Genomic DNA, 23800 nt, shown 5'->3' with positions numbered 1-23800 from the left:
GATCTTTATCAAATTATATTTCAGAAGATGCGAATCTACATTCATCTTCAACTTTGTGCAACTTTTCTAATGATGCTTTGAGTGCATTGGTAAGTTTCTGAGAACTTTGACGTAAAGAATCACTTAAATAATCAGCTACATTGAGAGGTGAGCCAATTTCTACTATTACCTTTGACCCCCAACTAGGATAGGGCTGGTCGTATTTAATACTAATAGGTAAAATTTTTATTTCACTTCCTGGTTGCTCTGATTCTACTTCTAAAGCGATCCGAGCTACACCACGCTTAAGAGGATGAATTATATTCTCTCTATAAATGCCTCCTTCTGGAAAAATGACTAACATTTCATCTTTATGCAGTAGTTTAATGCTATGACGAACGCTTCCTATTCCTGGGTGTTCGGTATCAACAGGAAATCCACCCATTCGTCTAATAAACCATCCTTGTACACCTTTAACCTCGTTAGCAGAAACCATAAAGCGTAAGTCTCTGCCACTGACTAATCTCCCAACTGCATAAGGGATAATCATAGCATCCCAACGAGAACGATGAGTAGGAGCAACAATCACAGGCTCAGTTTTAGGAATATTTTCTTGCCCTATTACTTCAATTTGGCTAAAAAAGACAGGTAAAACGAGATATCGCGCTAGCGGATATAGTAATCGAGCTAACCAAGGAGATACACGAGAGTTAATCGAATCTGATTGTTGTTTGGAAAGAGATTGTTGAGACGACAAAGACTGATTCATTAATTAATTAACTGCAATTTTTTTTGCTTTAGATGTAATGTACTGATTAATATTTGTATATTTCTACCTTAATTTTTTTTTTCTAAAGTGTCTTCTATCTGAGGGACAGTTGTTAATTTGTCCTGAGCAATTAGAAGCTTGTTAATTTATCCAAAAATAAAATATTATTAATCTTTTTTCAAAAAAAGTCCTATTAAAAGAATTAATGAACAAGATTTTATTTAAGCAATTTTTACCCAATTAATTATTTAGTTAGAGTTTTTTGAACGTCAAATTTATTTAGAGCGATTCTTCTGCTAGTGAGGTACAAAATTTTTAGTTTTAAGCCAGTCCGCAGGTATTGGGTGTACTTCATGAATCCGAGCAACGCTATAAGTTTCAATGTCTAATTTTCGTCAAAATTAATACTTATTTTTGAAAGAAATCAATTTTTAAATTCTATTTATTAAAGAAAAATTGAGTAATTTTTGTGTCAAAAAAAAAGGTAAAAGATGATGAGAACATTTGTTCAGTCAAGATCTATTACCTTGTAGTTTTGATTTAATTAAAATTTAAACTTGAGTTTGTTTAGTTTGAGTTGGTGGTAATTTAATATTTTTTGCTAATCCTAAAAATTCAAGTAATTTAATCGTCATCCACGTAGCATCGATTTCCCACCATCTTAAACCATGACGCGCAGAATATTGGTAGGCATGGTGGTTGTTGTGCCAACCTTCCCCAAAAGTAAGTAACGCTACCCACCAACAATTGGTTGAATTATCGTTTGATTCATGACTTTTATAGCCAAATTTATGAGTTGCGCTATTGACCAACCAGGTAACGTGGAACACAACTACCAGACGAACAAAAATTCCCCAGATGACATAAGACCAACCTCCAATAAAATATAAAAGTAAGCCTAAACCAACTTGAATAGGAACTAAATATTTTTGACAGAATTGATAAAAAGGATCATCAGCAATATCTTTGGTATAACGAGGAATTTCCTGATTGACGGGATGTTCACACATCATCCAACCGATATGACTCCACCAAAAACCCCGATTAGAATCGTGGGGGTCTAACTCTGTATCAGAATGCTTATGATGAATTCGATGCGCTCCAACCCAATCAAGGGGACCTCCTTCACAAGCTAGAGTTCCACAAAAAACTAAGATATATTCTACCCATTTAGGAGTTTCAAAACTGCGATGGGTAACTAGCCGATGAAATCCAAGAGTAATCCCGATCCCTGCCGTTAACCAATAAAGAAGAAAAGCAACTCCGACTGCTCCCCAACTGAAATTTTGGGGGAAAACAGCTAATAAGGCGACTAAATGTATTAGCCCAAAATAGCTAATGTTGAGCCAATCTGGAGGAAGTCGATCTGATGTAGCAACTGTCATTTATTAACCTGAATCTGTACTTTATGCAAAATTTGTGTTTTAAAACCAACACAAAAAAACATAAACGCAAAAAGTAAAAACGGAAAAAATACTTATTAAGTTTTTACCTTTTACTTTATGCTGATTGAAATGGTGTCTGATGGAATTGAAGAAAATTTATTACCAAACTAAAACCTATTGACAGCAATAAAGCAAATGTTTTTCGATAGATGATTGGCAACAAAATTTAAAATCTCCATTCACTTATGAACACCCAAGCTCTGCTTTTTGAAGCAGAAAAAGCCTTATTACCGATTTTTTCTGGAATTGACACCCAGGTCAAGCAAAACTTAAAAAAAGTATTAACCTCTTTTCGCGACCGCCGTGTGGGAGTCCATCACTTTGCTAGTGTTAGTGGTTATGGACATGACGATCTTGGTCGAGATACTTTAGATAAAGTCTTTGCTGACGTCATGGGCGCAGACGAAGCAATAGTCCGAATCCAATTTGTCTCAGGAACTCATGCGATCGCCAGTGCTTTATTTGGCGTGCTTCGCCCAGGAGACGAAATGTTAGCTGTAGCAGGCGCACCTTATGACACCCTCGAAGAAGTAATCGGTTTAAGAGGAAACCATCATGGTTCTCTTGCTGAGTTTAACATTGAATATCGCCAGTTAAACCTGACTTTAGATGGAAATATAGATTGGAAAAATTTGGAAACAGCCATTAAAGAGCGAACTCGTTTGGTTTTAATTCAACGTTCTTGTGGTTATTCATGGCGTAAAAGTTTATCAATTGACGACATTGAAAAAATTATCACAATAGTTAAACGACAAAATCCCGAGACAATTTGTTTCGTGGATAATTGTTACGGAGAATTTATCGAAGAGCGAGAACCCACTGCTGTAGGTGCGGATTTGATGGCGGGTTCTTTGATCAAAAATCCGGGGGGAACAATTGTTACTAGTGGTGGTTATGTAGCAGGAAAAGCTGAATTGGTAGAAGCAGCAGCTTGTCGTTTGACCGCACCAGGAATTGGTAGTAGTGGCGGTGCTACCCTCGATCAAAATCGGTTGTTGTTTCAGGGTTTATTTTTAGCTCCTCAAATGGTGGGTGAAGCGGTCAAAGGAAGTCATTTAATTGCTTATGTTTTTGAGCAATTAGGTTATCCTGTCAATCCGTTGCCTCTAGAACCTCGTCGAGATGTAATTCAAGCTATTCAATTAGGTTCACCAGAAAAACTGATTGCGTTTTGTAAAGCGATTCAAAGGTATTCTCCAATTGATTCTTACCTAGAACCCATTCCTGCCGAAATGCCTGGTTATGAGAGTAAGTTAGTTATGGCTGGAGGAACTTTTATTGATGGGAGTACTTCTGAATTTTCTGCCGATGGCCCTTTGCGAGAACCTTATATCGTATTTTGTCAAGGTGGTACTCATTGGACTCAAATTGCGATCGCACTTGAAGCTGCAATTGAAGCAGTAGGTGTCAATTTTTAACTAAGATGAAATCAGAATTCAGAATTTAAGATTCAGAATTTATGACTGATTCCCCTAATCCTAAACCCGATTCTTCATCTCTTGAATCTACCGAGTCTCAATCTCGTGCTAAAATCTCCCCAAATGCTCTCGCAGCTTGGGCTGCTCATAGCTGGAATGAGGCAACACAGAAAGTTGCTAAAAATATCCCTCTAGAGCAAATTAATCAAACTTTGACTAAATGGTTTAATTTTGATAATAAGACCCAAAAAATTACTAAAAATATCCCTTTAGAGCAGATTAATCAAACTTTGACTAAATGGTTTAGTGTGGATGAGGCTCAAGTAACAGAAATTTTAGAAACGGTTCGAGCCAAATTACCTACAACCGAGGCTTTACTGATTGGTAAACCTCAAGCAGGCAAAAGTTCGATTATTCGAGGATTAACAGGCGTTTCGGCTGAGATTGTAGGACAGGGATTTCGCCCCCATACTCAACATACTCAGCAATATGCTTATCCTTCCAGCGAACTGCCTTTATTAATTTTTACTGATACTGTTGGGCTAGGAGATGTTGCTCAAGATACTCAAGCCATTATTGAAGAATTGAGCGGAGATCTTCGCCAAGAAACTAATCGAGCCAAAATTTTAATTCTTACAGTTAAAATTAATGATTTTGCTACCGATACTTTAAAACAAATTGCTGAACAATTACGCCAAAAATATCCGAATATTCCCTGTTTATTAGCAGTTACCTGTCTTCACGAGGTTTATCCGCCCGATTTAGTTAATCATCCTGACTATCCTCCAGATGTTGCCGAAGTAAAGCGAGCTTTTACAGCTATTCAAGAAGCTTTTGCTAATTTATGCGACCGCTCTGTTTTGATTGATTTTACTTTAGAAGAAGATGAATATCAGCCCGTTTTCTACGGTTTAGAAGCTTTACGAGACGCGATCGCAGATTTACTTCCTGAAGCAGAAGCTAACGCTATTTCTCAATTATTAGATCAAACTGCTACTGAACAAATCGGCAATTTGTATCGAGATGTCGCTAGACGTTATCTGGTGGCATTTTCGACAATTGCAGCTACTTTAGCAGCCGTACCGCTTCCGTTTGCGACAATGCCTGTTTTAACTGCCCTACAAGTCTCAATGGTAGGTTTGTTGGGCAAATTATATGGACAAACTATCACTCCATCCCAAGCTGGCGGAATTGTTAGTGCGATCGCTGGAGGTTTTGTCGCGCAAGCTGTTGGTAGAGAATTGATTAAATTTATTCCTGGTTTTGGTAGTGTAATTGCTGCTTCTTGGGCTGCTGCTTATACTTGGGCATTGGGTGAAGGTGCTTGTGTTTATTTTGGCGATTTAATGGGTGGTAAAAAACCCGATCCCGAAAAAATTCAATCAGTAATGCGAGAAGCTTTTCAGTCTGCCAAAGAAAGGTTTAAAAATGTAGGTTGATTTGCAAAAATTAAGTCAATTTTATGACTCAAAACTTAGTTTTAATTGGTGGTGGACACAGCCATGCGATCGCGTTAAAATTATTTGAACAAAATCCGATTTCAGGAGTAAAACTTACTTTAATTAGTGATGTTAAACAAACTCCTTATTCGGGGATGTTACCTGGTCATGTGGCTGGGTTTTATTCTTATCAAGAAACTCATATTAATTTACAACATTTATCTGAGTTGGCAGAAGCAGATTTAATTATAGATCAAGCGGTAGGTTTAGACTTAGATCAAAAACAAGTAATTTGTTTAGAAAATCCTCCAATTAAATTCGATTACCTATCAATTGATATCGGTAGTACTCCTCAAACAAATAATATACTTGGAGCTAAAAAATATGTAATTCCTGCTAAACCTGTTCCTCAATTTTTACAAGCTTGGGAAGAATTATTAACTACCCATCCAAATAATTCAATTTCTTTAGCAATTGTTGGTGGTGGTGCAGGGGGAGTTGAATTAGCTTTAAATATGCAGGCTCGTTTGCTCAAAGAACAAAACAATCAAACTACAATTCATTTATTTCATCGAGAAGAAAAACTTTTATCAAGTCATAATGATTGGGTAAGTAATCGATTAAAAAAAATTTTAATTGCCAGAGGAATCAAACTACATTTACAGGAAAACGTTAAAGAAGTTTTAGCTCATCAAATTATTTGTGATTCTGGTTTAGTTGTAGATTGTAATTATATATTTTGGGTAACTCAAGCTTCCGCACCCACTTGGATTAAAAATTCTGGTTTAACTACCGATCAAAAAGGTTTTATCTTAGTCAAAGATACTCTGCAATCTGTTTCCCATCCGCATATTTTTGCGACAGGAGATGTAGCAACAATGCAAAATTATCAACGTCCTAAAGCAGGTGTCTTTGCCGTACGTCAGGGACGACCATTATTTGAAAATTGGCGTAGAATAATATTAAAGCGACCACTTAAAACCTACACTCCACAAAAAAACTACTTAGCCTTAATCGGCACTGGAGACAAAAACGCGATCGCTTCTTGGGGATTAATTGGTTGGCAATCTCCTTTACTATGGTATCTGAAAGATTATATCGACCGAAAATTTATGAATCGCTTTTTAGAGACGAGAAAGCGTTAAAATTTCAAGTAAAACAGCATTACCATTCTAAATTTACCTAAAAGATAGATTATGTTTTTGAGCGAACTATCTCCTGTAATTCAAGAACTACTAAAACAACCTCTTGCTTTTACTAGCGGTTTTTGTTCTGGACTATTAAGACTTGATCTTAATGACGAACCTCTTGCCAGTTGGTTAAATAAACAAGGATTTAGTAATTTTGATAGCAATAATAGCAATCACAAAAGCAACCAAGATCAACCTCAATCGATCACAATTGAATAGCACTTACCAGTAGAGTAGAGACGCGACATGTCGCGTCTCTAGGTTTTGCCTTTTGATAATTTCTTTATTAATTTCTAACAATTAACCCTAACCAGCCAAACATCACGATTAATCAGCTATAAACTCTTAGCTGAACCAAATATTTGTGGTTTTCATTACAGAATCATCAAATAAAACGTAGCAGATAATAACAACAGTCTTCATAACCTGAAGCTCGTCTTAAGCTTATTACTCCGTCGTTAAATCCATCCCTAAGATAGATGAGTAGAGGGATGCGACTGAGACAAACTAGCATTATAGGAATTTGTACTTACTTATTCAAGCTTTAGTTGCAACTCAGTGCAATCAGCCAAGCCAGGGAGGTTAACAATCATGGTAAACCCAGAGCAAATTATTATCCCAGAATACAGTCTAGATCGGGATTGTACCACCTTATCTCGACACGTACTGCAACAATTTTCTACTTTTACTGCTGCCGAAGCACAAGATATTAGTGCGATTATGAACCGCATCGCTTTAGCAGCTAAATTGATTTCTCGTCGTCTAAGTCGTGCAGGTTTAATGGCGGGGGCTTTGGGTTTTACTGGAGAAACCAACGTCCAAGGCGAGTCAGTCAAAAAGATGGATGTTTACGCCAATGAGGTGTTTATTTCCGTATTTAAGCAAAGTGGTTTAGTCTGTCGATTAGCTTCAGAAGAAATGGAGCAACCGTACTATATTCCTGAAAACTGCCCAATCGGTAGATATACTTTGCTATACGATCCGATTGATGGCTCTTCTAATGTAGATATTAACCTTAATGTGGGATCAATTTTTGCGATTCGTCAACAAGAAGGCGATGATTTTGATCCCCAAGCCAAGGATCTGTTACAACACGGCGATAAACAAATTGCTGCGGGTTATATTCTTTATGGGCCATCGACAATTTTAGTTTATTCTCTAGGTAAGGGAGTACATTCTTTTATTCTTGATCCCAGTTTAGGAGAATTTATTTTAGCCGAAGAAAATATTACTATTCCTCAACACGGTCCAGTATACAGCGTCAACGAAGGAAACTACTGGCAGTGGGAAGAATCGATTCGAGAATATATTCGTTATGTTCATCGTCATGATGGATACACCGCTCGTTATAGCGGGGCGTTGGTGGGAGATTTTCATCGAATTTTAATGCAAGGAGGCGTATTTCTTTATCCTGGTACTAACAAAAATCCAGAAGGCAAATTACGTCTTCTCTATGAATCTGCACCCTTAGCCTTTTTGATGGAAAAAGCCAACGGTAAAGCAAGTACAGGTACAGAAAGATTGTTGGATATAGTCCCCAAAAAATTACACGCTCGAACTCCTTTGTTCATTGGTAGTAAGGAAGATGTGGAGTTGGTAGAATCTTTTATCGCTGATTGGATGAGAAGAAAGTCAGAAGGAATCAGTTTAGTTAGTTCTTAATTACTAGAACAACCAATTAGCAAATTAGCAACAAACAACTTAGGAGAAAATAATGGTAGCAACTAATCGCATTTTAGAAATTGAAAACCAATATGGTCAAAGTATCTGGATGGATAACCTCAATCGTGCTTCGATTGAATCAGGAGAATTAAAAGAACTAATTGAAAAAAAAGGCATTTCTGGGATTACTTCCAATCCAGCAATTTTTGAAAAAGCGATCGCAGGAAATCAAGTTTATGATGCTGATATCGAAGCAGGGATCAAAGAGGGTAAATCTGTTTTAGATATCTACGAAAATCTAGTTTTTACAGATATTCGTAATGCTTGCGATATTCTTCTACCTGTGTATGAGAAAAGCAATGGTTTAGATGGTTATGTCAGTATCGAAGTAACCCCAACTATTGCCAAAGATACGGAAAAGACTATCGCTGAAGCTAGACGTTACTTTGCTACTATCAATCGCCCTAACGTGATGATCAAAATTCCTGGTACTCCTGAAGGTTTACCAGCAGTTGAGCAAGCAATTAGCGAAGGAATCAATGTTAACGTTACTCTACTATTTTCTGTCGATAGTTACATTGAAACAGCTTGGGCTTATATCCGTGGTTTAGAAAAACGCTCTGCAGCAGGAGAAGATATTAGTAAAATTGCTTCAGTTGCCAGCTTCTTCCTCAGTCGCATTGACAGTAATATAGATGATCGCCTTGATGAAAAACTCAAAGGAGTAGACAGACTAGAGAAAAAAGCCAAACTACAAGAACTAAAAGGAAAAGTCGCGATCGCCAATGCCAAAATTGCCTATCAAAAGTATAAAGAAATATTTGGTGGTGAAAGATGGCAAGCTTTAGCAGCTAAAGGGGCAAAAGTACAGCGTTTACTCTGGGCTTCTACAAGCACGAAAAATCCTGAATACAGTGATGTGATGTATATCGATGAATTAGTGGGGATGGATACAGTTAATACTTTGCCTCCTGCAACTATTGATGCTTGTGCCGATCACTGCGATCCTGCCAACCGCATTGAAAGTAATGTCGATCAGGCTTATCAAGTGATTGAGAGTTTAGCCGATCCTGATATAGATATTAATCTTAGTGAAGTTATGGATGAGTTACTCGATGATGGGATTGATAAATTTATTAAACCCTTTGAATCGTTAATTTCTTCTTTAGAAGACAAAGTTAAACATTTAGCAGCAGTATAACCATCGGTAGGGGCGGACTTTTGTTCGCCCTGACCAATTCATTCCAGCCAGCACAGGAGCAAGAGTAGTAGGCAATGGTAACCATCTTAGAAAATCCCCTCAGAGTGGGTTTACAACAAGAAAGAAGCCCTGAACCCTTAATTTTGGTAATTTTTGGGGCTTCGGGCGATTTAACCCAAAGAAAACTTATTCCTGCGATTTATCAGTCGAAAAAAGAAAGAAGATTACCTTCAGAAATTACCGTTGTCGGTGTAGCTAGAAGAGATTGGAGTCATGAATATTTCCGCGAACACCTTCGTCAAGGAGTAGAAGAATTCGGCGATGGGATTGGTTCAGAAGAACTTTGGAACGAATTTGCTCAAGGTTTATACTATTGCTCCGGCAACATGGATCAACAAGAAAGCTACGAAAAACTGAAAGCTTTTTGTGCAGAATTAGATGGCAAAAGAGGAACTAGAGGGAATCGGGTATTTTATCTTTCCGTCTCGCCAAACTTTTTCAAACCAGCTTTAAAACATCTCGGCGCAACAGGAATGTTGGCAGATCCGATCAAACATCGTCTTGTAATTGAAAAACCCTTCGGAAAAGATTTAAGCACCGCCAAATCTCTTAATCGTGCCGTACAAAAAGTCTGCAAAGAAGAACAAATCTATCGGATCGACCATTATCTAGGCAAAGAAACCGTTCAGAATATTTTAGTATTTCGCTTCGGTAATGCTATTTTTGAACCTCTTTGGAATCGTCAATTTGTCGACCACGTTCAAATTACTGTAGCCGAAACCGTTGGTGTAGAAGATCGGGCTGGTTATTACGAATCTTCAGGGGCATTGAGAGATATGGTACAAAACCATCTCCTACAACTATTTGCGATTACAGCGATGGAAGCCCCCAACGCTTTAGATGCTGACAGCATTCGCAACGAAAAAACCAAAGTCTTACAAGCAACCCATATTGCAGATATTAATAATTTAGAGCGATCGGCAATCAGAGGTCAATATAGCGCAGGCTGGATGAAAGGAAAACCAGTCAAAGGCTATCGAGAAGAAGAGGGTGTCAATCCCGAATCAACTACCCCTACCTTTGTCGCTTTAAAACTAATGGTAGATAACTGGCGGTGGAAAGGAGTACCTTTCTATTTACGCACGGGTAAAAGAATGCCCAAGAAAGTAACAGAAATTTCGATTCATTTCCGCGAAGTTCCTCTCTTGATTTTTAAATCCGCAGCACAACAAGCCAATCCTAATGTTTTAAGTTTGAGAATTCAACCCAATGAAGGCATTTCTCTCAAATTTGAAGCCAAAATGCCAGGACCAGATTTAAGAACTAGAACAGTTAACATGGATTTTAGCTATGGTTCTTCTTTTGGGATGGCAACCGCAGATGCTTATAATCGTCTGCTCTTAGATTGTATGTTGGGGGATCAAACTTTATTTACTCGTGCCGATGAAGTAGAAGAAGCTTGGCGAGTTGTTACTCCAATTTTAAATGCGTGGGAAGCACCAAACGATCCGAGTTTAATTCCTCAATACGAAGCTGGAACTTGGCAACCAACTGAAGCAGAATTTTTACTTGAACGCGATGGTCGTCATTGGCGCAGACTTTAACAGTTATCAATTCTCAGTTACCAGTAGATAAGTGTCGCCGACATGTTTGTACAGTTAAAACTGTTAGTTCTAATTTAATAGTTACGAGTTATAGATTAAAATTATGGCTACTTCACAAGCACTTGTTTCCTTACAAGCACCTAAAGATGTTTCCATTGAAGAAATTGAAGCCGAATTGCGTCAACTTTGGCTTTCTACCAGTGAAGAAGGGGCAGCAACCAGAGCAGCAACTTTTAGTTTGGTAGTTTACGAACCAGATGGCACACAACAGTTGTTAGCATCTTTAGGGTTTTATACAGGGCCGATTGATGGTATTGCAGGACCACGAACAGAAGCAGCAGTCAAAGCTGCCGAGAAAGCTTATGGGATGGAAGTTACTGGTAAATCTAGTTCAAAATTAAGACAAAAACTAGAAGCAGAATTTGCTTCCGCTAAACAACAAGACAAACAAACTCTAGAAAATCAAACTACACCAATTACCTACAGCCCTGATTCTGATGGTGCAGGCATGGCAGATGCGATCGCATCTTCTAATCCCTGTCGAATCATTACTCTGATACCTATTCTGGGAGACGATCAAGGAGTAACTGCCCAAGTTTCAGCTTATTGTCCAATTAATAAACAAAGTACTAATAATTTAGTCTGTTGCGAATATATCACCCTCAGTGGTACAGCAGAAGCATTGGAAAGGATTGGCGGTGTTATTTCTGAATTGATGATCGGTGATTTACCCAAATTTATTTGGTGGAAGGCAACTCCTGCTCCTGAATATCCTTTGTTTAAACGCTTAGTTAGCTGTAGTGATAGTATTATCTTTGATTCTAGTAGTTTTATTTATCCTGAAGCCGATTTAATCGCAATGGGAGAATTAATACAACAAGGTGTTGCTCTAACTGATTTAAACTGGAAAAGATTAGCTCCTTGGCAAGAATTAACTGCTGAAGCTTTTGATCCCCCAGAAAGACGAGCAGCTATTTATGAGGTAGATCAAGTTACAGTTGACTATGAAAAAGGTAATCAATCCCAAGCACTGATGTTTTTAGGCTGGCTCGCTAGTCGATTAAGCTGGACTCCTACTTCTTATCAACTTGAAGGTGGAGATTATGAGATTAGGAAAATCAAGTTTACGGATGATCAACAACGGGAAATTGTCGCAGAGTTAGCGGGCATTCCTACGGCAGATTGGGGCGATATTCCAGGAGATTTGATTAGTTTACGTCTCAGTTCTACTAATCAAGATGCAGACTGTTGTACGGTCTTATGTTCGAGTGCTACTGGTTGTATGCGGATGGAAGCGGGAGGAGGCGCACAAGCTTGTTATATCCAGCAAGTAGCACCATTATCAGACCAAAATACTGAAGAATTACTCAGTCAACAGTTGCGAAGATGGGGCAGAGAAATGTTATACGAAGAAAGTATGGCAGTGACTCATCAAATTTTACAGTTAAAGAAAACTGATTGATCAATTATTAAAAGTGGGGAATTAGCAAATAATTCTCTACTTAAAAGCGTAATGCTAGATCAAATTATAAAAAATCACAAATGTTAACAATATTTAGGTATGATTAAAAAATTGCATCAGTTTGCTAATTCGGTCTTACTACACTAAAGCCGAGCTACCATGTTAAAGCTTGCTTTTGGTAAAATTTTTTTAGATTCACAGGAGAAAATAAATGCTAACTCTTAAAATAGTTGTCTATATCACAGTATTTTTCTTTATCGGTTTGTTTATGTTTGGTTTCCTTTCTAGCGATCCTTCTCGTAACCCAGGTCGTAAAGATTTTGAATAAAAATTAGTTTATTTAATAAAAATATAAACATGATAAATTTGGGGCAGTTGCAATTTAGCCCCTTTTTATTTTTTGTAGCGATCGCAAGATGAATAATTCTCAGCAATGGTACATAATTAAACAGTCAGATGGTACTTGTCAGATTACCTCTACCACCGATCAATCTGACTTATCCGCTGACCAGAGTTGGGGTCCTTTTAATTCTCAAGCAGAAGCGGTCGCTAAAAAAATTGGTTTAATTAGAGCAGGTAAGTGTCAACCGCTCTAACTACTGACCAGTTGCTTGAGCCGATGAACCTTTTTGAGCTTGAACTTTTTGAGTTAAGATTTCTAAAGCTTTATTAAATTGAAGGTCTTGATTTGTTCCGATTAATTCGCGATCGCTTTGTAATTTTTTCCGCTCTGCTTCATCCATTTCAACGACAAAATCAGGTTCAATCCCGTGCTTATTAATATCTCTACCACTAGGAGTTAAATACTTAGCGATCGTAACAGCTAATCCTGAACCATCTCCTAAAGAGCGAACCGATTGAACTAATCCTTTACCAAAAGTTTTCGTACCAACTAAAACCGCTCTATCATTGTCTTGTAATGCACCTGATAAAATTTCACTAGCACTGGCAGAACCGCCATCGACTAAAATTACTAGAGGTTTATTAGTCAAAGCGTTGTTATTTGCCCATTTGCGTTCTTTTTCTCCACCTCGATCTACAGTCGAAACAATTGCTCCTTCATCGAGCCACATTCGAGCAATGTCAATACTAGAATAAAGCAATCCACCAGGATTAGAACGTAAATCTAAAATATAGCCTTGAACTTGTTGATCTTCTAATTTTTTAATCGCATCTCTCATTTCTTGAGAAGCTTGCGCACTGAATTGAGTCAGGCGAATGTAGCCTAATTTACCAATAGAACTATTTTCGACATGAGCTTTAACGGGATGAATTTCAATTCGCGCTCTAACCAATTGGTAATCTCTTTCTCCTTGATCTCTTTGAATAGTTAAGGTTACTGGAGTTCCAGGTTTTCCTCTAATTAATTTTACAGCTTCGTTAACATCCATACCTTTGGTGCTAACACCGTCAATTTTGATAATAATATCTTTAGCTAAAATACCCGCATCAAACGCAGGACTATCTTCAATTGGAGAAATAACCATTAATTGATCGGTTTCTTCATCTTTGGCAATTTGAATTCCTACCCCAGTTAACTCTCCAGAAGTATCAATTTGCATATTCTTAAATTCTTCTGGATCCATAAAACGAGTATAGGGATCGCCTAATTTCTCTAACATCTCTCGGATCGCTTTATAAGCATCCTCTTGAGTTTTATAAGATTTACCTAAGTATTCTTGACGAACTGCTTGCCAATCTTGAGCATTAAAACTAGTATCTACGTATTGATAATTAATAATTTGCCATACTTCATCGATTAATTCTTTAGGACTATTTTGAATAAATGCCTGACTTTGAGAAAGATGAACTCCGGCTCCAGTCACTGCTACAGTAGAAAGGGCGATCGCTGTTGAACCAAGAACAAGTCCGCGTTTCGTAATTGCCATAAACTAAAATTGCGCCGGTGGGAGACTACATAAATTTAATAATAAAGCTTAATTTATCATAAGTGTTTTTTACGTACAGTGATACAAGTCTATAATTGCCACAGAATCAAGCTATTAATTTGTCTAGCAACAACAAGTTGATAACCACAAGCTAAAATAGTATCTCTAATGGCAGTTTTTTCTTCTCCAAAACTCAAACAAAAACTTTTTTTACTACGACAACAAAAAAAGAGAGAAACATTTCACTATTTTTGGCGTTCTATATTAGTTAGCTGTTTAACTGGTAGTTTACTTTGGTGTGCAACTTTACCTGAATGGAAAATTCAGCAACCAAAGCAAGTAGAAATTGAAGGTAATTTTTTAGTTACCGAGGACACAATTCATGTTTTATTATCTTTATCCTATCCTCAATATATTTGGGCAATTCCCACGAAAAATTTAAGCGAAAATTTAGAATCAATTACTCCAATTATTAGTGCTAAAGTTACTCGACAAATCTTCCCTTCTCGTCTTAGAATTTCCGTAAAAGAAAGAAAACCTGTTGCTCTAGCATTATCTCCCGGCCAAGTCGGATTTCTTGATGCTCAAGGCATTTGGATTCCTGCAAATTTTTATAGTCACTCAGCGACTAATTTTAGTTTGCCAACTATTAAAGTAGTTAATTTTCAACCAGACTATCGTTCTGCCTGGGTAGAAATATATCGTTTAATTACTTTATATAATCGAGTTAAAATTTTTGAAGTACGCTGGCAAGAATCTCATAATTTAGTTTTACAAACTGAATTAGGAACAGTTTATTTTGGTTCTCCGAGTTTTCGTTTGGAAGATAAGTTTAAGGTTTTAGCACAACTCAAAAATTTACCTGATTATGTTAAAGGTAGTAGCGTAGCTTATATTGATTTAACCAACCCCGATATCCGCTTAATTGAAAAGTATCCAATCAATTCAAAAATATCGCCTTAAGCCAGTATTTTTCCTGAGATTTATTGAAGTTTTCAAGTGATTTTATGTAATTTCAACTACAGTTATTAAACTTATTTATTTAATGATTACAAAAACTTAAATATTCTCTGGGTTTTTTATTACGTAGATCATAATGGGTAAGTCAAAGGATTTAATTTGTACTTTATATAGTAAAAGAAATATTTAGTTTTCAATTAGATCGTAATTACTATCATATCCCATGACTTTAACTGATAAAATTAGCAGTCCCACAACTAACGCAACCAACTATGGTTCTGAATTATCAATAACAGCAGGCAACAGTTCTATGGTTAATGGAGTAGCAAATTTATTTTCTGCCAATCATAGCTCTCAAATAACGAGAGAGGACAATAAAAGTAACAAGATTATCCCTAGCAATATTGCCAAAATCAAAGTCATGGGAGTTGGTGGTGGCGGTTGTAATGCCGTTAATCGCATGATTGATAGTGGTGTTAGTGGGATTGAATTTTGGGCAATTAATACTGATGCCCAAGCTCTTTCTCATGCAGGAGCTCCCCAAAGACTACAAATTGGACAAAAAATCACCAGAGGTTTAGGAGCCGGTGGAAATCCGGCAATTGGACAAAAGGCTGCCGAAGAATCACGAGATGAGATTGCTCACGCACTAGAAAATACCGATCTAGTATTTATAACGGCTGGTATGGGTGGTGGTACGGGTACTGGTGCTGCTCCCATCGCTGCTGAAGTTGCCAAAGAGATGGGTTGTTTGACAGTGGGTGTTGTAACCCGCCCATTTACGTTTGAAGGCAGAAGACGTACTAATCAAGCTGAAGAAGGTATTGCTGCTTTTGGAACTAGGGTAGATACTTTGATCGTAATTCCTAATAATCAGTTATTGACAGTGATTTCTCCAGAAACACCTATGCAAGAAGCTTTTCGCATTGCTGATGATGTTCTTCGTCAAGGGGTTCAGGGAATTTCTGATATTATTACGATCCCTGGTTTAATTAATGTTGACTTTGCTGATGTGCGGGCAATTATGGCTGATGCTGGTTCGGCTTTGATGGGAATTGGGATTGGCTCCGGTAAATCTCGCGCCAGAGAAGCTGCGATCGCAGCAGTTTCTTCGCCTTTATTAGAAGCTTCAATTGAAGGTGCAAAAGGAGTAGTTATCAATATCACAGGTGGAACAGATTTGTCGCTTCATGAAGTTAATGCTGCTGCCGAAAGTATTTATGATGTGGTCGATCCCGATGCCAATATTATTTTTGGAGCGGTAATTGATGAAAGAATGCAAGGAGAAGTTTGTATTACCGTAATTGCAACTGGTTTTGATGGGGAACAAAATCTAGAAAGTCGAACTGATGTTTTCCCTCTAACCCCTCCCGAACCTTCTTTCAACCGCAATCAACCTCAAACACCTACACAAATTTCGGGTAATCGCTTAGATATCCCTGATTTTCTGCAAAGACGACGTTTTCCCAAAAGCTAATTTATGACTTTTAGGTAGTAGTAACTGATAACTGATGTACAGAGGTAGCACCGCTTAATCTCTACTGGCTACTGGTAACTGGTAGCTGTTAATTGTTGGTCGCTCCGTGCGCCTTCGGCGAGGTTTATGGTTGATTGGTAACTTGTGTACAGACCTAACATGTTACGTCTCTACCGATAACTGGTAACTGGTAACTGGTAACTGAAATGACCAAGGTAGCTCTGACGATCGCAGGCTCTGATAGTGGTGGAGGAGCAGGAATTCAAGCCGATTTAAGGACTTTTGCTTTTCACTGTGTCCATGGCGTAAGTGCGCTCACTTGTGTGACGGCACAAAATACCCTAGGAGTGTCAGCAGTAGAAGCAATTTCTGTAGCAATGGTAATTAAGCAAATTGAAGCGATTTTACAGGATTTTGAGATTAATGCAGTTAAAACAGGAATGTTGCTTAATGGTACAATTATCGAAGCAGTAGCACAACAACTTAAACAACGGCATCTTAGCCAATTGGTAGTCGATCCAGTAATGGTTTCCAGGACAGGAGCCAAATTACTCAATCAACAAGCTATTGACAGTTTAAAACAACTTTTAATTCCTCAAGCTTTGATAGTTACTCCTAATCGTTATGAAGCTCAGTTATTGAGTGAAATGGAGATTAATACCATCGAAGATATGAAACAAGCAGCTAACAAAATTTATCATAATTTGAGAGCTAAGGTGGTTTTAGTCAAAGGAGGAGGTATGTCAGGTAGCTTAAAAGGAGTTGATGTTTGGTTTGATGGTAATGAGTATGAGTTGTTGCGTGGAACAATTGTCGACACTAAAAACACTCATGGAACTGGTTGTACACTATCGGCTGCGATCGCTGCTAATCTAGCCTTGGAAAAAGATTTGTATTCGGCTGTACAAGCAGCTAAAAATTATGTTACTACTGCTCTACAACATAGTTTAAATCTTGGTGCTGGTAATGGTCCGGTAGGACATTTTTTCCCCTTACTTTCTTAATCGTGTTATTGCTCTTCTCAAATAGTAAATTTTCAGAGCAGTCGAACATCACCATTGTGATCTTTATCTTGACTTTTATAAGTGATAAATTGATTTTAATTCTTTGATTGAATAATAATAATTATCGTTAGGGTTAAGAAAGTTGAAATTAGCAACTAAGATTGAGGCAATTCTTTATATCAAAGGACAACCTCTGTCTTTGGAGGAAATCGGTAGCTGTCTTGGTTGTGAGTTTACCGAAGAAAAAACACAAAAAGATCTTGATCTAATTCAAGAAGCTTTAATTGAGTTGATGAATGATTATGCTCACCGAGATAGTGCCTTAGAAATAGTAGAAACTACCCTCGGTTATAGTCTGCAATTAAGAGCAGCTTATAAAAATATTCTTCAAGAATTAGTTCCTGCTGAACTCGGAACAGGCACTTTGAGAACGTTAGCAGCGATCGCACTTAAAAATCCGATTTTGCAAACAGAATTAATCGAGCTACGAGGCAGTAGTGCTTATCAACAAGTTGCCGAACTGGTAAAATTAGGATTTATTCGTAAACGTCCTCAAGCTGATGGTCGTTCTTATTGGCTAGAAATAACTAATAAATTCCATCAGTACTTTGAAATTGATGCGGAAAAAGAGTTACAGACAAATACCCTATTGCAACAGGGATAAACCTGAAGCTTATTTGTTTATTATCAATCAGTTCGGTTTTTGTGAGTAACTCACTAGCGGTCACTAAGAGTATTATGTCAAAGTAGAGAAAATGTATATCCAAAATTTGGATGAGTAATGTTTAATTTTGATTTTTTTGAATCCGAACAACAAACTTCTCAAGATAATACGTTAATTCGTTATCTTCGTCAGCAGCAGCCTGAAGTTTTGGCAAGGATAGCTCAATCTGCCAGTCAAGAAATCAAAGAGATTATTTCTCAAAATGTTCAAGGATTGGTAGGAATGCTTCCCTCTGAAGATTTTAACGTCAAAGTAACCACTGATCGAGAAAATTTAGCTCATCTTTTAGCTTCGGCGATGATGACTGGCTATTTTCTTTGTCAGGTTGAAAAAAGAATGGATCTTGAGGAAACGCTTTCTAGTTCTGAACCTTTTAACTCTTCCTTTCAAGAAGAGGAATCTCCATAATCACAATCATGATTAATCGAACCAACTTGGTGTAGGTGGAAGATTCTTTTCTTTCTTCCATCGGATTATTACTGGGTTGATTTCAACTTCACTATTGATAGTTTATCCTCCCTTAGCAAAGGTCACCATGATCAGGATTGACAATAGCATTCCTGGGCTAAGGAGAATTAGTAGCGTAAATAATTCGTTAGAAGTCATATAAATCTGACTGGTAAATACTGACTACTTACTAAGTTAGCTTGTTCTTCACCCAAAAATATTTAAATAAATAATTTATTAATATCTGAATCAATAATCTCAATCTCAGCAATCAGTCTTGCTAATTGAAAAAATTATGTCAATTTGTTAAATAATATTAAAGGAGAGCGGATTTATTACTCATAACCAGTCTAACTAGTGAAATCTCAAGCTTTAACTTCTCTTAGTAAAACAATTATTCAAAGATACTCCTCTTCTGAACTAAAAAATATTTTGGTAGATACCCTTACCATCTTTTGGGGTGAATGGTTAGATTTACGTGCCAGAATTGCTCAAATTGCTGCTACTGGATTAATTTCTCCTTTGATCTATATTTTTGCTTTTGGTTTGGGTTTAGGTAGTACAATTGACCGCTCGATTGAACCAAGTGCTGGAGAGAATTATTTACAGTTTATTTTGCCTGGAATGGTAGCCTTATCTTCGATGACTATTAGTTTTGGTGGCACTACCTTTTCGATTTGTGGCGATCGCTTGTTTACTCAAACTTTTGAAGAATTATTATTATTACCAGTTCATCCTTTAGCTTTACATTTGGGGAAAATGTTGGCTGGTATTCTTCGCGGAGTGATGACTGCTGCTTCGGTTATTTTGGTGGCGATTTTATTTACAGGTAAAATTGGCAGTTTTTTAAATCCTTTATTTTTGAGTTTATTAATCCTTAATTGTGCTGTTTTTGCTGGATTAGGAGTAATTGTTGGCTTAAAGGTTAAATCTTTAGAAAGCGTCGGTTTATATAACAACTTTCTAATTGTACCAATGTCTTTCTTGGGCGGTACTTTCTTCGATCCTAGCAATTTACCAGGTTTACTCAAAGTAGTGGTTTATTGTTTACCCTTAACCTATACTAGTATTGGTTTAAGGGCTGCTGCTTATTTACCTTTATCCCAATTTCCCTGGTATTCGATTCCTATTTTGTTGATTTTTGCGATCGCACTTGCTTGGTTGGGTGCTTACCAGTTTTCCCATCAACAGGAATAAAACCAAAAATTGCTAATTTTTTTGAGCTAACTTTTCGGCTGATAGACTTTTAGAAAGTAAAGTAGAAATTTCTGAAGGACATTTAGCGATTAAAACACCTGCTTGTTTTAAAGCATTAATAATTTCATTGTCGTTATTATCAGTAGAAACAGAATAGGATAGTTGATTGGCAATAATGGTAGTCGCATCTCGATAGATTTTTTCTTTGGGAGCGTTCAATCCTACTAAATAGGCAATGACTGGTTTTTTTAACTTAGCAGTACGATAATAATTAGCAACTTCGAGATGACTTGATTCTGGTTGTCCAATTAAAATTATTGCTTCGGTACTACTGTCTGTTGCCAAGATCGATAACCACTGTTGAAAATTAGAACCAATCATTGGTTCATTGCCAATTGTCACCACCAAAGATTGTCCTAACCCAACTCGATTTAACTCCAAAACTACTTCGTAAGCTAAAGATTCGCTACTACTAATTAAGCCAATTTTGCCTGCAGTATATAACTGGAGATTAAGTTTACCTAAACTAATTTTTTCAGGAAGAATAATCCCACTGCTTCCAGGCCCTAAAATTAGAGTATTGGTTTTCTTCGCCTCTTGTAGAAGACAAATCAAATCTAAAGGAGGAACACCATTAGTTAGCAAAATAATTCTTGGAATTTTAGCAGCCAAAGCTTCTTTAGCTGCATCAAGAACTTGATAAGGATGAACAAAAATTAAAGTCGCTTCAACTTTGCCTACTGTAGCGATCGCATCTTCGACCAGATCGAACACGGGAATTTCTGCGATTGTTTCTCCTCCTAAACCTGCGCTAATTCCTGCCACAATTTTAGTTCCATAGGCTTTCATTTGGAGAGCGTAGTCACTAGCTACAGGAGAGTCAATTCCCTGGATTAAAATCCGACTGCGTGAAGACAAATTCATATATTTATTAAAATTAACTGATTAAGAAAAAGTAAAAAGCAGAAGGCAGAAAATTTACAACCTGGTTGCCTATTATCTACTATTTTCTGATAACTGATAACTGATAACTGATAACTGATAACTGATAACTGATAACTGATAACTGGTCACTGAAATAAACTACTTAGATTTAACCAAACTAATTGCTTGAGCAACAGCCTCTTCTAGATTTTCTGCACAATAAACCTGTTGTTCTGATTCTGTTTCTGGAAACCAATCCAGTTTAGAGCTAAGAAAACGCAAAACAAATTTGACTGAAGACAAAGGTTTGCGATTGACAAAAGATTTATTGACTGAAGTAGGTCGAGAACGAACTAAAGCACCATTAGCAACTAATTGTCTTTCTTCCCCAGTTGATTTAGATTGTGGTTCAATGATAATTTCTAAATATTCAGCGATCGCTTCAATCAATTCTTGCTCGGTTGCTTGGTCGGTCAAAACATTAATTAAAATGACTTTAAGCCCTTTAAGGTCAGGTAACTGAGCTAAAACTTGGTGTAGTTGTTCAGATGCAGTTAAAACAGAATTAACTTCTGAAATAACCGCACAACAAGCAGGTTTGCCTTTACTTTGAGCAACTAAATCCCAGGTTAATAAAGCCAAATCTGGATGATTACAAATGATCGCTACTTTACCTTTATCATCGTACCAAGACCATTGTGGTTGAGTAGAATCAGGTATTTCTGAAACTTGATTAACTGAATTTAAAGCAGTTAACTCTTGATGTCTTGCCCAAGCATAATCATTGACCGTAATTTTGCCATCCAAAGCCATTAATTGACCAGAAGCATTGACCCCTAAAGGATTAATTTCAATTAACTCCAAATCTTTTTCCTGAAAGAGACGATACATTTTTTCAATCACATCACTAACAGATTGAAGCAAATGAGATTTGAGTCCCATTTTGACAGCCAAACGACGAGCCAAAAAAGAAGAGAAATTGTTTTCAACTACAACTTTCTGTAAATTTTCTAATAACAGTTCAACATTCATTCCTCCCGTGGCTGAACCCAACAGTACAGGGCATTGAAGATCGTAATCTAACACAACCGCCAGAAAAAACTCCTGCTCTGCGTTAAATTGAGCTTCTGCAAGAATAAATTTCGGATATTCACCTAAAATAGACAAATTAAAAATTGCCCGAGCAGCAGCGATCGCATCAATAGTATTAGCTACAAAACGAATACCACCAGCTTTGCCTCGTCCTCCTACTTTTACTTGAGATTTTAAAACCACAGGATAAGGAATTTGTAATTTTTTTAGTTCTCTAGGTTCTGCAATCTTTTGGGATGGTAAAACAGGTATTCCCACCTCACGAAACAATTCTTTAGCTTGATATTCAAGTAATTCCATTCTTAATTAATAATTAAGTTAATTTTAGAGAAAGATCAGGTTTTGAAAACAATAGTTGTTATTTTGTTCTATTGTGTCAGGTGAACTCAAATTTTTTCTGATTGCTTTAAGTTATTATCCTGAAATTTTTAAACTCAAGTAATAGTTTCTCTACCGTAGAGCAAAATTTGCTGTTATAGCTTGAGATAGTTTAATTTAGACCGTATCAGAGTTATTGATACTCCGCCTCCAAACAAACGGTGGTGAAGTAACTTCACCGGCTTGAGGCAAAAGCGGATTCTCCACCTCAATTAAACTCAGGGGAATGGTTGACCTAAACAAATCAAAAAGGTAGTAAAATTTAACTAAGCAATCCAAAAAACACAACTAAATATAGATTTCAAGTATTGTTAACTATTATTAAAATTGTCACAACTCAAGCTCTCTAGAAGGATTTAGGTTAGAAAAGTAAATGGAAGCTCTCGAGCCAACCCAAAACAGAATTATCAAATCATTGCCCCACACACACAAGTATTGTAAAAAAGCAAATTCCCAATTGGCATTTCTTAAATTATGATTCTAACCAAAAAAATCAAGCCAACTGTTGCCCTAGATAAATTTATGTCAAGCAACTTAGTTAAGCTGCGTTGCAAGATCACTAAAGATTTGTATTCTATGATATATACTCTCGATTGAGTGTCAAAATTGTCTTGACATAGCGCGATCAATCATTCAAATTAGCAACTCAAACTACTCGTAAACTTTTCTAAAAGAATTAATTGTGAGACATAATTGATCGAGGAAATGGCTATTGTGAATAGGGAAAGAGTAGTAGCTGTACTTGACAACCATGGAAGGGGAATGAAAAAAGTTTTAATTATCGTTAACGCTGAAGTAAACGAACAGGGAAAAACAATTTCTGGTTCACCAGTAACGGAAAAAATGGTCGCTGCACTTAAACAAGGCATTGCTACTAGTTCACAGCCTGTAGGAATAGAGGTAGTTGCTGCTGGTAATTTATGGTCGAAATCTAATAAACCAGTTAATGATGATTCAGAATTAATTTATTGTCCTCTGACAATTCAATTACCAGAATACTTTGAGTTTCCAGGCAAAAAAATCTATTCTGCTTGCAGAGATATTGTCGGGAGAAGACGTTGGGTCGAAAATAATTTGGGGTACAAAACCAGTGTAGGAGATTCTTGGTTAGGACATCTTTGGTTACCGATAGTTTTCAACAATCAAACACCTCTTTACGGTGAAGTGATTGGAGAAGGTGCTATTCCTAATTCTTATGAACAACCAATTGATTTATCAATTCGCTTACGCAAATCTCTTTACCACCTGGCTAATCAGCTATTAAAGTCTTTATCTGCTCCTTCGGCAGTATATCTAATTCAGTTCAGCATTCATAATAGCGAAATTATCTTTGACCGACTGTGGCCTTTTCCGGCTGCACCTGCGTTAGCTAGTTTACGAAATCAATATCCAGATTTATATACTTGCCATTGGTATTGTCTGACGAAGCAACCTCTATTAGAATTAGCAATTTCGGGAGAAATTATGCCAATCTGAAGCAAATTGTAATTGTTAATTTAAAACTGACTCAAGCATGACCTGGGTCAGTATTTAATCAAT

The 23800-nt window shown here is 37.0% G+C and carries 22 protein-coding genes; 17 read left to right on the top strand and 5 right to left on the bottom strand.

Features of this window, described 5'->3' with window-relative positions; translation table 11 throughout:
• Positions 1 to 13 precede the first annotated feature (13 nt).
• A complete protein-coding gene (locus STA7437_RS14855) occupies positions 14 to 748 on the bottom strand; it encodes a lysophospholipid acyltransferase family protein (RefSeq protein ID WP_015194212.1) in 735 nt (244 codons plus the stop codon).
• A 551-nt stretch (positions 749 to 1299) separates the two neighbouring features.
• Complete coding sequence (locus STA7437_RS14850) at positions 1300 to 2133, bottom strand: acyl-CoA desaturase (RefSeq protein WP_015194211.1); 834 nt, start codon at positions 2131 to 2133, stop codon at positions 1300 to 1302.
• A gap of 245 nt (positions 2134 to 2378) precedes the next feature.
• On the opposite strand from STA7437_RS14850, the gene STA7437_RS14845 reads away from it, so the two are divergent.
• From STA7437_RS14845 to STA7437_RS14805, 10 genes are all read left to right on the top strand, one after another.
• A complete protein-coding gene (locus STA7437_RS14845) occupies positions 2379 to 3611 on the top strand; it encodes a methionine gamma-lyase family protein (protein ID WP_015194210.1) in 1233 nt (410 codons plus the stop codon).
• Between the two features lie 41 nt (positions 3612 to 3652).
• A complete protein-coding gene (locus tag STA7437_RS14840) occupies positions 3653 to 5050 on the top strand; it encodes a YcjF family protein (protein ID WP_015194209.1) in 1398 nt (465 codons plus the stop codon).
• Positions 5051 to 5073: 23 nt separating this feature from the next.
• A complete protein-coding gene (locus STA7437_RS14835) occupies positions 5074 to 6195 on the top strand; it encodes an FAD-dependent oxidoreductase (protein ID WP_015194208.1) in 1122 nt (373 codons plus the stop codon).
• 51 nt (positions 6196 to 6246) lie between these two features.
• Entirely contained in the window at positions 6247 to 6459 is a 213-nt protein-coding gene (locus STA7437_RS14830; protein WP_015194207.1) for a hypothetical protein, read from the top strand.
• Positions 6460 to 6831: 372 nt separating this feature from the next.
• Entirely contained in the window at positions 6832 to 7902 is a 1071-nt protein-coding gene (gene fbp, locus STA7437_RS14825) for a class 1 fructose-bisphosphatase (protein WP_015194206.1), read from the top strand.
• A gap of 52 nt (positions 7903 to 7954) precedes the next feature.
• On the top strand, positions 7955 to 9103 hold the full coding sequence (gene tal, locus STA7437_RS14820) for a transaldolase (RefSeq protein WP_015194205.1): 1149 nt from the start codon (positions 7955 to 7957) through the stop codon (positions 9101 to 9103).
• Between the two features lie 74 nt (positions 9104 to 9177).
• Positions 9178 to 10707: a glucose-6-phosphate dehydrogenase gene (zwf, locus tag STA7437_RS14815; RefSeq protein ID WP_015194204.1), complete on the top strand. Its 1530-nt coding sequence runs from the start codon at positions 9178 to 9180 to the stop codon at positions 10705 to 10707.
• 103 nt (positions 10708 to 10810) lie between these two features.
• On the top strand, positions 10811 to 12169 hold the full coding sequence (gene opcA, locus STA7437_RS14810; RefSeq protein WP_015194203.1) for a glucose-6-phosphate dehydrogenase assembly protein OpcA: 1359 nt from the start codon (positions 10811 to 10813) through the stop codon (positions 12167 to 12169).
• A gap of 211 nt (positions 12170 to 12380) precedes the next feature.
• The gene (locus tag STA7437_RS25535) at positions 12381 to 12497 is read left to right on the top strand and encodes a photosystem II reaction center protein I (RefSeq protein ID WP_015194202.1); all 117 of its coding nucleotides are present in this window, start codon (positions 12381 to 12383) and stop codon (positions 12495 to 12497) included.
• Between the two features lie 88 nt (positions 12498 to 12585).
• Positions 12586 to 12765 carry a hypothetical protein gene (locus STA7437_RS14805; RefSeq protein ID WP_015194201.1) on the top strand — a complete coding sequence of 60 codons (180 nt, stop codon included), beginning with the start codon at positions 12586 to 12588 and terminating at the stop codon, positions 12763 to 12765.
• On the opposite strand, the gene ctpC is transcribed toward STA7437_RS14805, so the two are convergent.
• A complete protein-coding gene (gene ctpC / locus STA7437_RS14800) occupies positions 12766 to 14058 on the bottom strand; it encodes a carboxyl-terminal processing protease CtpC (protein ID WP_015194200.1) in 1293 nt (430 codons plus the stop codon).
• A 168-nt stretch (positions 14059 to 14226) separates the two neighbouring features.
• Here ctpC and STA7437_RS14795 point away from each other — a divergent pair, with 168 nt between their 5' ends.
• The 6 genes from STA7437_RS14795 to STA7437_RS14770 all read left to right on the top strand — a co-directional run bounded on the left by STA7437_RS14795 (position 14227) and on the right by STA7437_RS14770 (position 19867).
• The gene (locus STA7437_RS14795; protein WP_015194199.1) at positions 14227 to 15021 is read left to right on the top strand and encodes a cell division protein FtsQ/DivIB; all 795 of its coding nucleotides are present in this window, start codon (positions 14227 to 14229) and stop codon (positions 15019 to 15021) included.
• A gap of 220 nt (positions 15022 to 15241) precedes the next feature.
• Entirely contained in the window at positions 15242 to 16495 is a 1254-nt protein-coding gene (gene ftsZ, locus STA7437_RS14790) for a cell division protein FtsZ (protein WP_015194198.1), read from the top strand.
• Positions 16496 to 16701: 206 nt separating this feature from the next.
• Positions 16702 to 17499: a bifunctional hydroxymethylpyrimidine kinase/phosphomethylpyrimidine kinase gene (thiD, locus tag STA7437_RS14785; RefSeq protein WP_015194197.1), complete on the top strand. Its 798-nt coding sequence runs from the start codon at positions 16702 to 16704 to the stop codon at positions 17497 to 17499.
• 142 nt (positions 17500 to 17641) lie between these two features.
• Positions 17642 to 18163, top strand: coding sequence for an SMC-Scp complex subunit ScpB (gene scpB, locus STA7437_RS14780; protein ID WP_015194196.1), 522 nt, complete (start codon positions 17642 to 17644; stop codon positions 18161 to 18163).
• 117 nt (positions 18164 to 18280) lie between these two features.
• Complete coding sequence (locus tag STA7437_RS14775; protein ID WP_015194195.1) at positions 18281 to 18631, top strand: DUF760 domain-containing protein; 351 nt, start codon at positions 18281 to 18283, stop codon at positions 18629 to 18631.
• A 432-nt stretch (positions 18632 to 19063) separates the two neighbouring features.
• A complete protein-coding gene (locus tag STA7437_RS14770; RefSeq protein ID WP_407696430.1) occupies positions 19064 to 19867 on the top strand; it encodes an ABC transporter permease in 804 nt (267 codons plus the stop codon).
• A gap of 12 nt (positions 19868 to 19879) precedes the next feature.
• On the opposite strand, the gene STA7437_RS14765 is transcribed toward STA7437_RS14770, so the two are convergent.
• Positions 19880 to 20791, bottom strand: coding sequence for a succinate--CoA ligase subunit alpha (locus STA7437_RS14765; protein ID WP_015194193.1), 912 nt, complete (start codon positions 20789 to 20791; stop codon positions 19880 to 19882).
• Positions 20792 to 20950: 159 nt separating this feature from the next.
• Positions 20951 to 22183, bottom strand: a complete 1233-nt coding sequence (locus tag STA7437_RS14760; RefSeq protein ID WP_015194192.1) for an ATP-grasp domain-containing protein — start codon at positions 22181 to 22183, stop codon at positions 20951 to 20953.
• Positions 22184 to 22966: 783 nt separating this feature from the next.
• Here STA7437_RS14760 and STA7437_RS14755 point away from each other — a divergent pair.
• A complete protein-coding gene (locus STA7437_RS14755; protein WP_015194191.1) occupies positions 22967 to 23737 on the top strand; it encodes a hypothetical protein in 771 nt (256 codons plus the stop codon).
• The last annotated feature ends 63 nt before the right edge of the window (positions 23738 to 23800 follow it).

Origin of the sequence: Stanieria cyanosphaera PCC 7437 (assembly GCF_000317575.1) — a bacterium.
Lineage (GTDB): Bacteria > Cyanobacteriota > Cyanobacteriia > Cyanobacteriales > Xenococcaceae > Stanieria > Stanieria cyanosphaera.
This window is presented reverse-complemented; position numbering and strand designations above follow the sequence as displayed.

Excerpts from the sequence above, each read along its gene's own strand:
- STA7437_RS14855 (WP_015194212.1), bottom strand. The coding sequence starts at position 748 with ATGAATCAGTCTTTGTCGTCTCAACAATCTCTTTCCAAACAACAATCA.
- STA7437_RS14850 (WP_015194211.1), bottom strand. The coding sequence starts at position 2,133 with ATGACAGTTGCTACATCAGATCGACTTCCTCCAGATTGGCTCAACATT.
- STA7437_RS14845 (WP_015194210.1), top strand. The coding sequence starts at position 2,379 with ATGAACACCCAAGCTCTGCTTTTTGAAGCAGAAAAAGCCTTATTACCG.
- STA7437_RS14840 (WP_015194209.1), top strand. The coding sequence starts at position 3,653 with ATGACTGATTCCCCTAATCCTAAACCCGATTCTTCATCTCTTGAATCT.
- STA7437_RS14835 (WP_015194208.1), top strand. The coding sequence starts at position 5,074 with ATGACTCAAAACTTAGTTTTAATTGGTGGTGGACACAGCCATGCGATC.
- STA7437_RS14830 (WP_015194207.1), top strand. The coding sequence starts at position 6,247 with ATGTTTTTGAGCGAACTATCTCCTGTAATTCAAGAACTACTAAAACAA.
- fbp (WP_015194206.1), top strand. The coding sequence starts at position 6,832 with ATGGTAAACCCAGAGCAAATTATTATCCCAGAATACAGTCTAGATCGG.
- tal (WP_015194205.1), top strand. The coding sequence starts at position 7,955 with ATGGTAGCAACTAATCGCATTTTAGAAATTGAAAACCAATATGGTCAA.
- zwf (WP_015194204.1), top strand. The coding sequence starts at position 9,178 with ATGGTAACCATCTTAGAAAATCCCCTCAGAGTGGGTTTACAACAAGAA.
- opcA (WP_015194203.1), top strand. The coding sequence starts at position 10,811 with ATGGCTACTTCACAAGCACTTGTTTCCTTACAAGCACCTAAAGATGTT.
- STA7437_RS25535 (WP_015194202.1), top strand. The coding sequence starts at position 12,381 with ATGCTAACTCTTAAAATAGTTGTCTATATCACAGTATTTTTCTTTATC.
- STA7437_RS14805 (WP_015194201.1), top strand. The coding sequence starts at position 12,586 with ATGAATAATTCTCAGCAATGGTACATAATTAAACAGTCAGATGGTACT.
- ctpC (WP_015194200.1), bottom strand. The coding sequence starts at position 14,058 with ATGGCAATTACGAAACGCGGACTTGTTCTTGGTTCAACAGCGATCGCC.
- STA7437_RS14795 (WP_015194199.1), top strand. The coding sequence starts at position 14,227 with ATGGCAGTTTTTTCTTCTCCAAAACTCAAACAAAAACTTTTTTTACTA.
- ftsZ (WP_015194198.1), top strand. The coding sequence starts at position 15,242 with ATGACTTTAACTGATAAAATTAGCAGTCCCACAACTAACGCAACCAAC.
- thiD (WP_015194197.1), top strand. The coding sequence starts at position 16,702 with ATGACCAAGGTAGCTCTGACGATCGCAGGCTCTGATAGTGGTGGAGGA.
- STA7437_RS14775 (WP_015194195.1), top strand. The coding sequence starts at position 18,281 with ATGTTTAATTTTGATTTTTTTGAATCCGAACAACAAACTTCTCAAGAT.
- STA7437_RS14765 (WP_015194193.1), bottom strand. The coding sequence starts at position 20,791 with ATGAATTTGTCTTCACGCAGTCGGATTTTAATCCAGGGAATTGACTCT.
- STA7437_RS14760 (WP_015194192.1), bottom strand. The coding sequence starts at position 22,183 with ATGGAATTACTTGAATATCAAGCTAAAGAATTGTTTCGTGAGGTGGGA.
- STA7437_RS14755 (WP_015194191.1), top strand. The coding sequence starts at position 22,967 with ATGGCTATTGTGAATAGGGAAAGAGTAGTAGCTGTACTTGACAACCAT.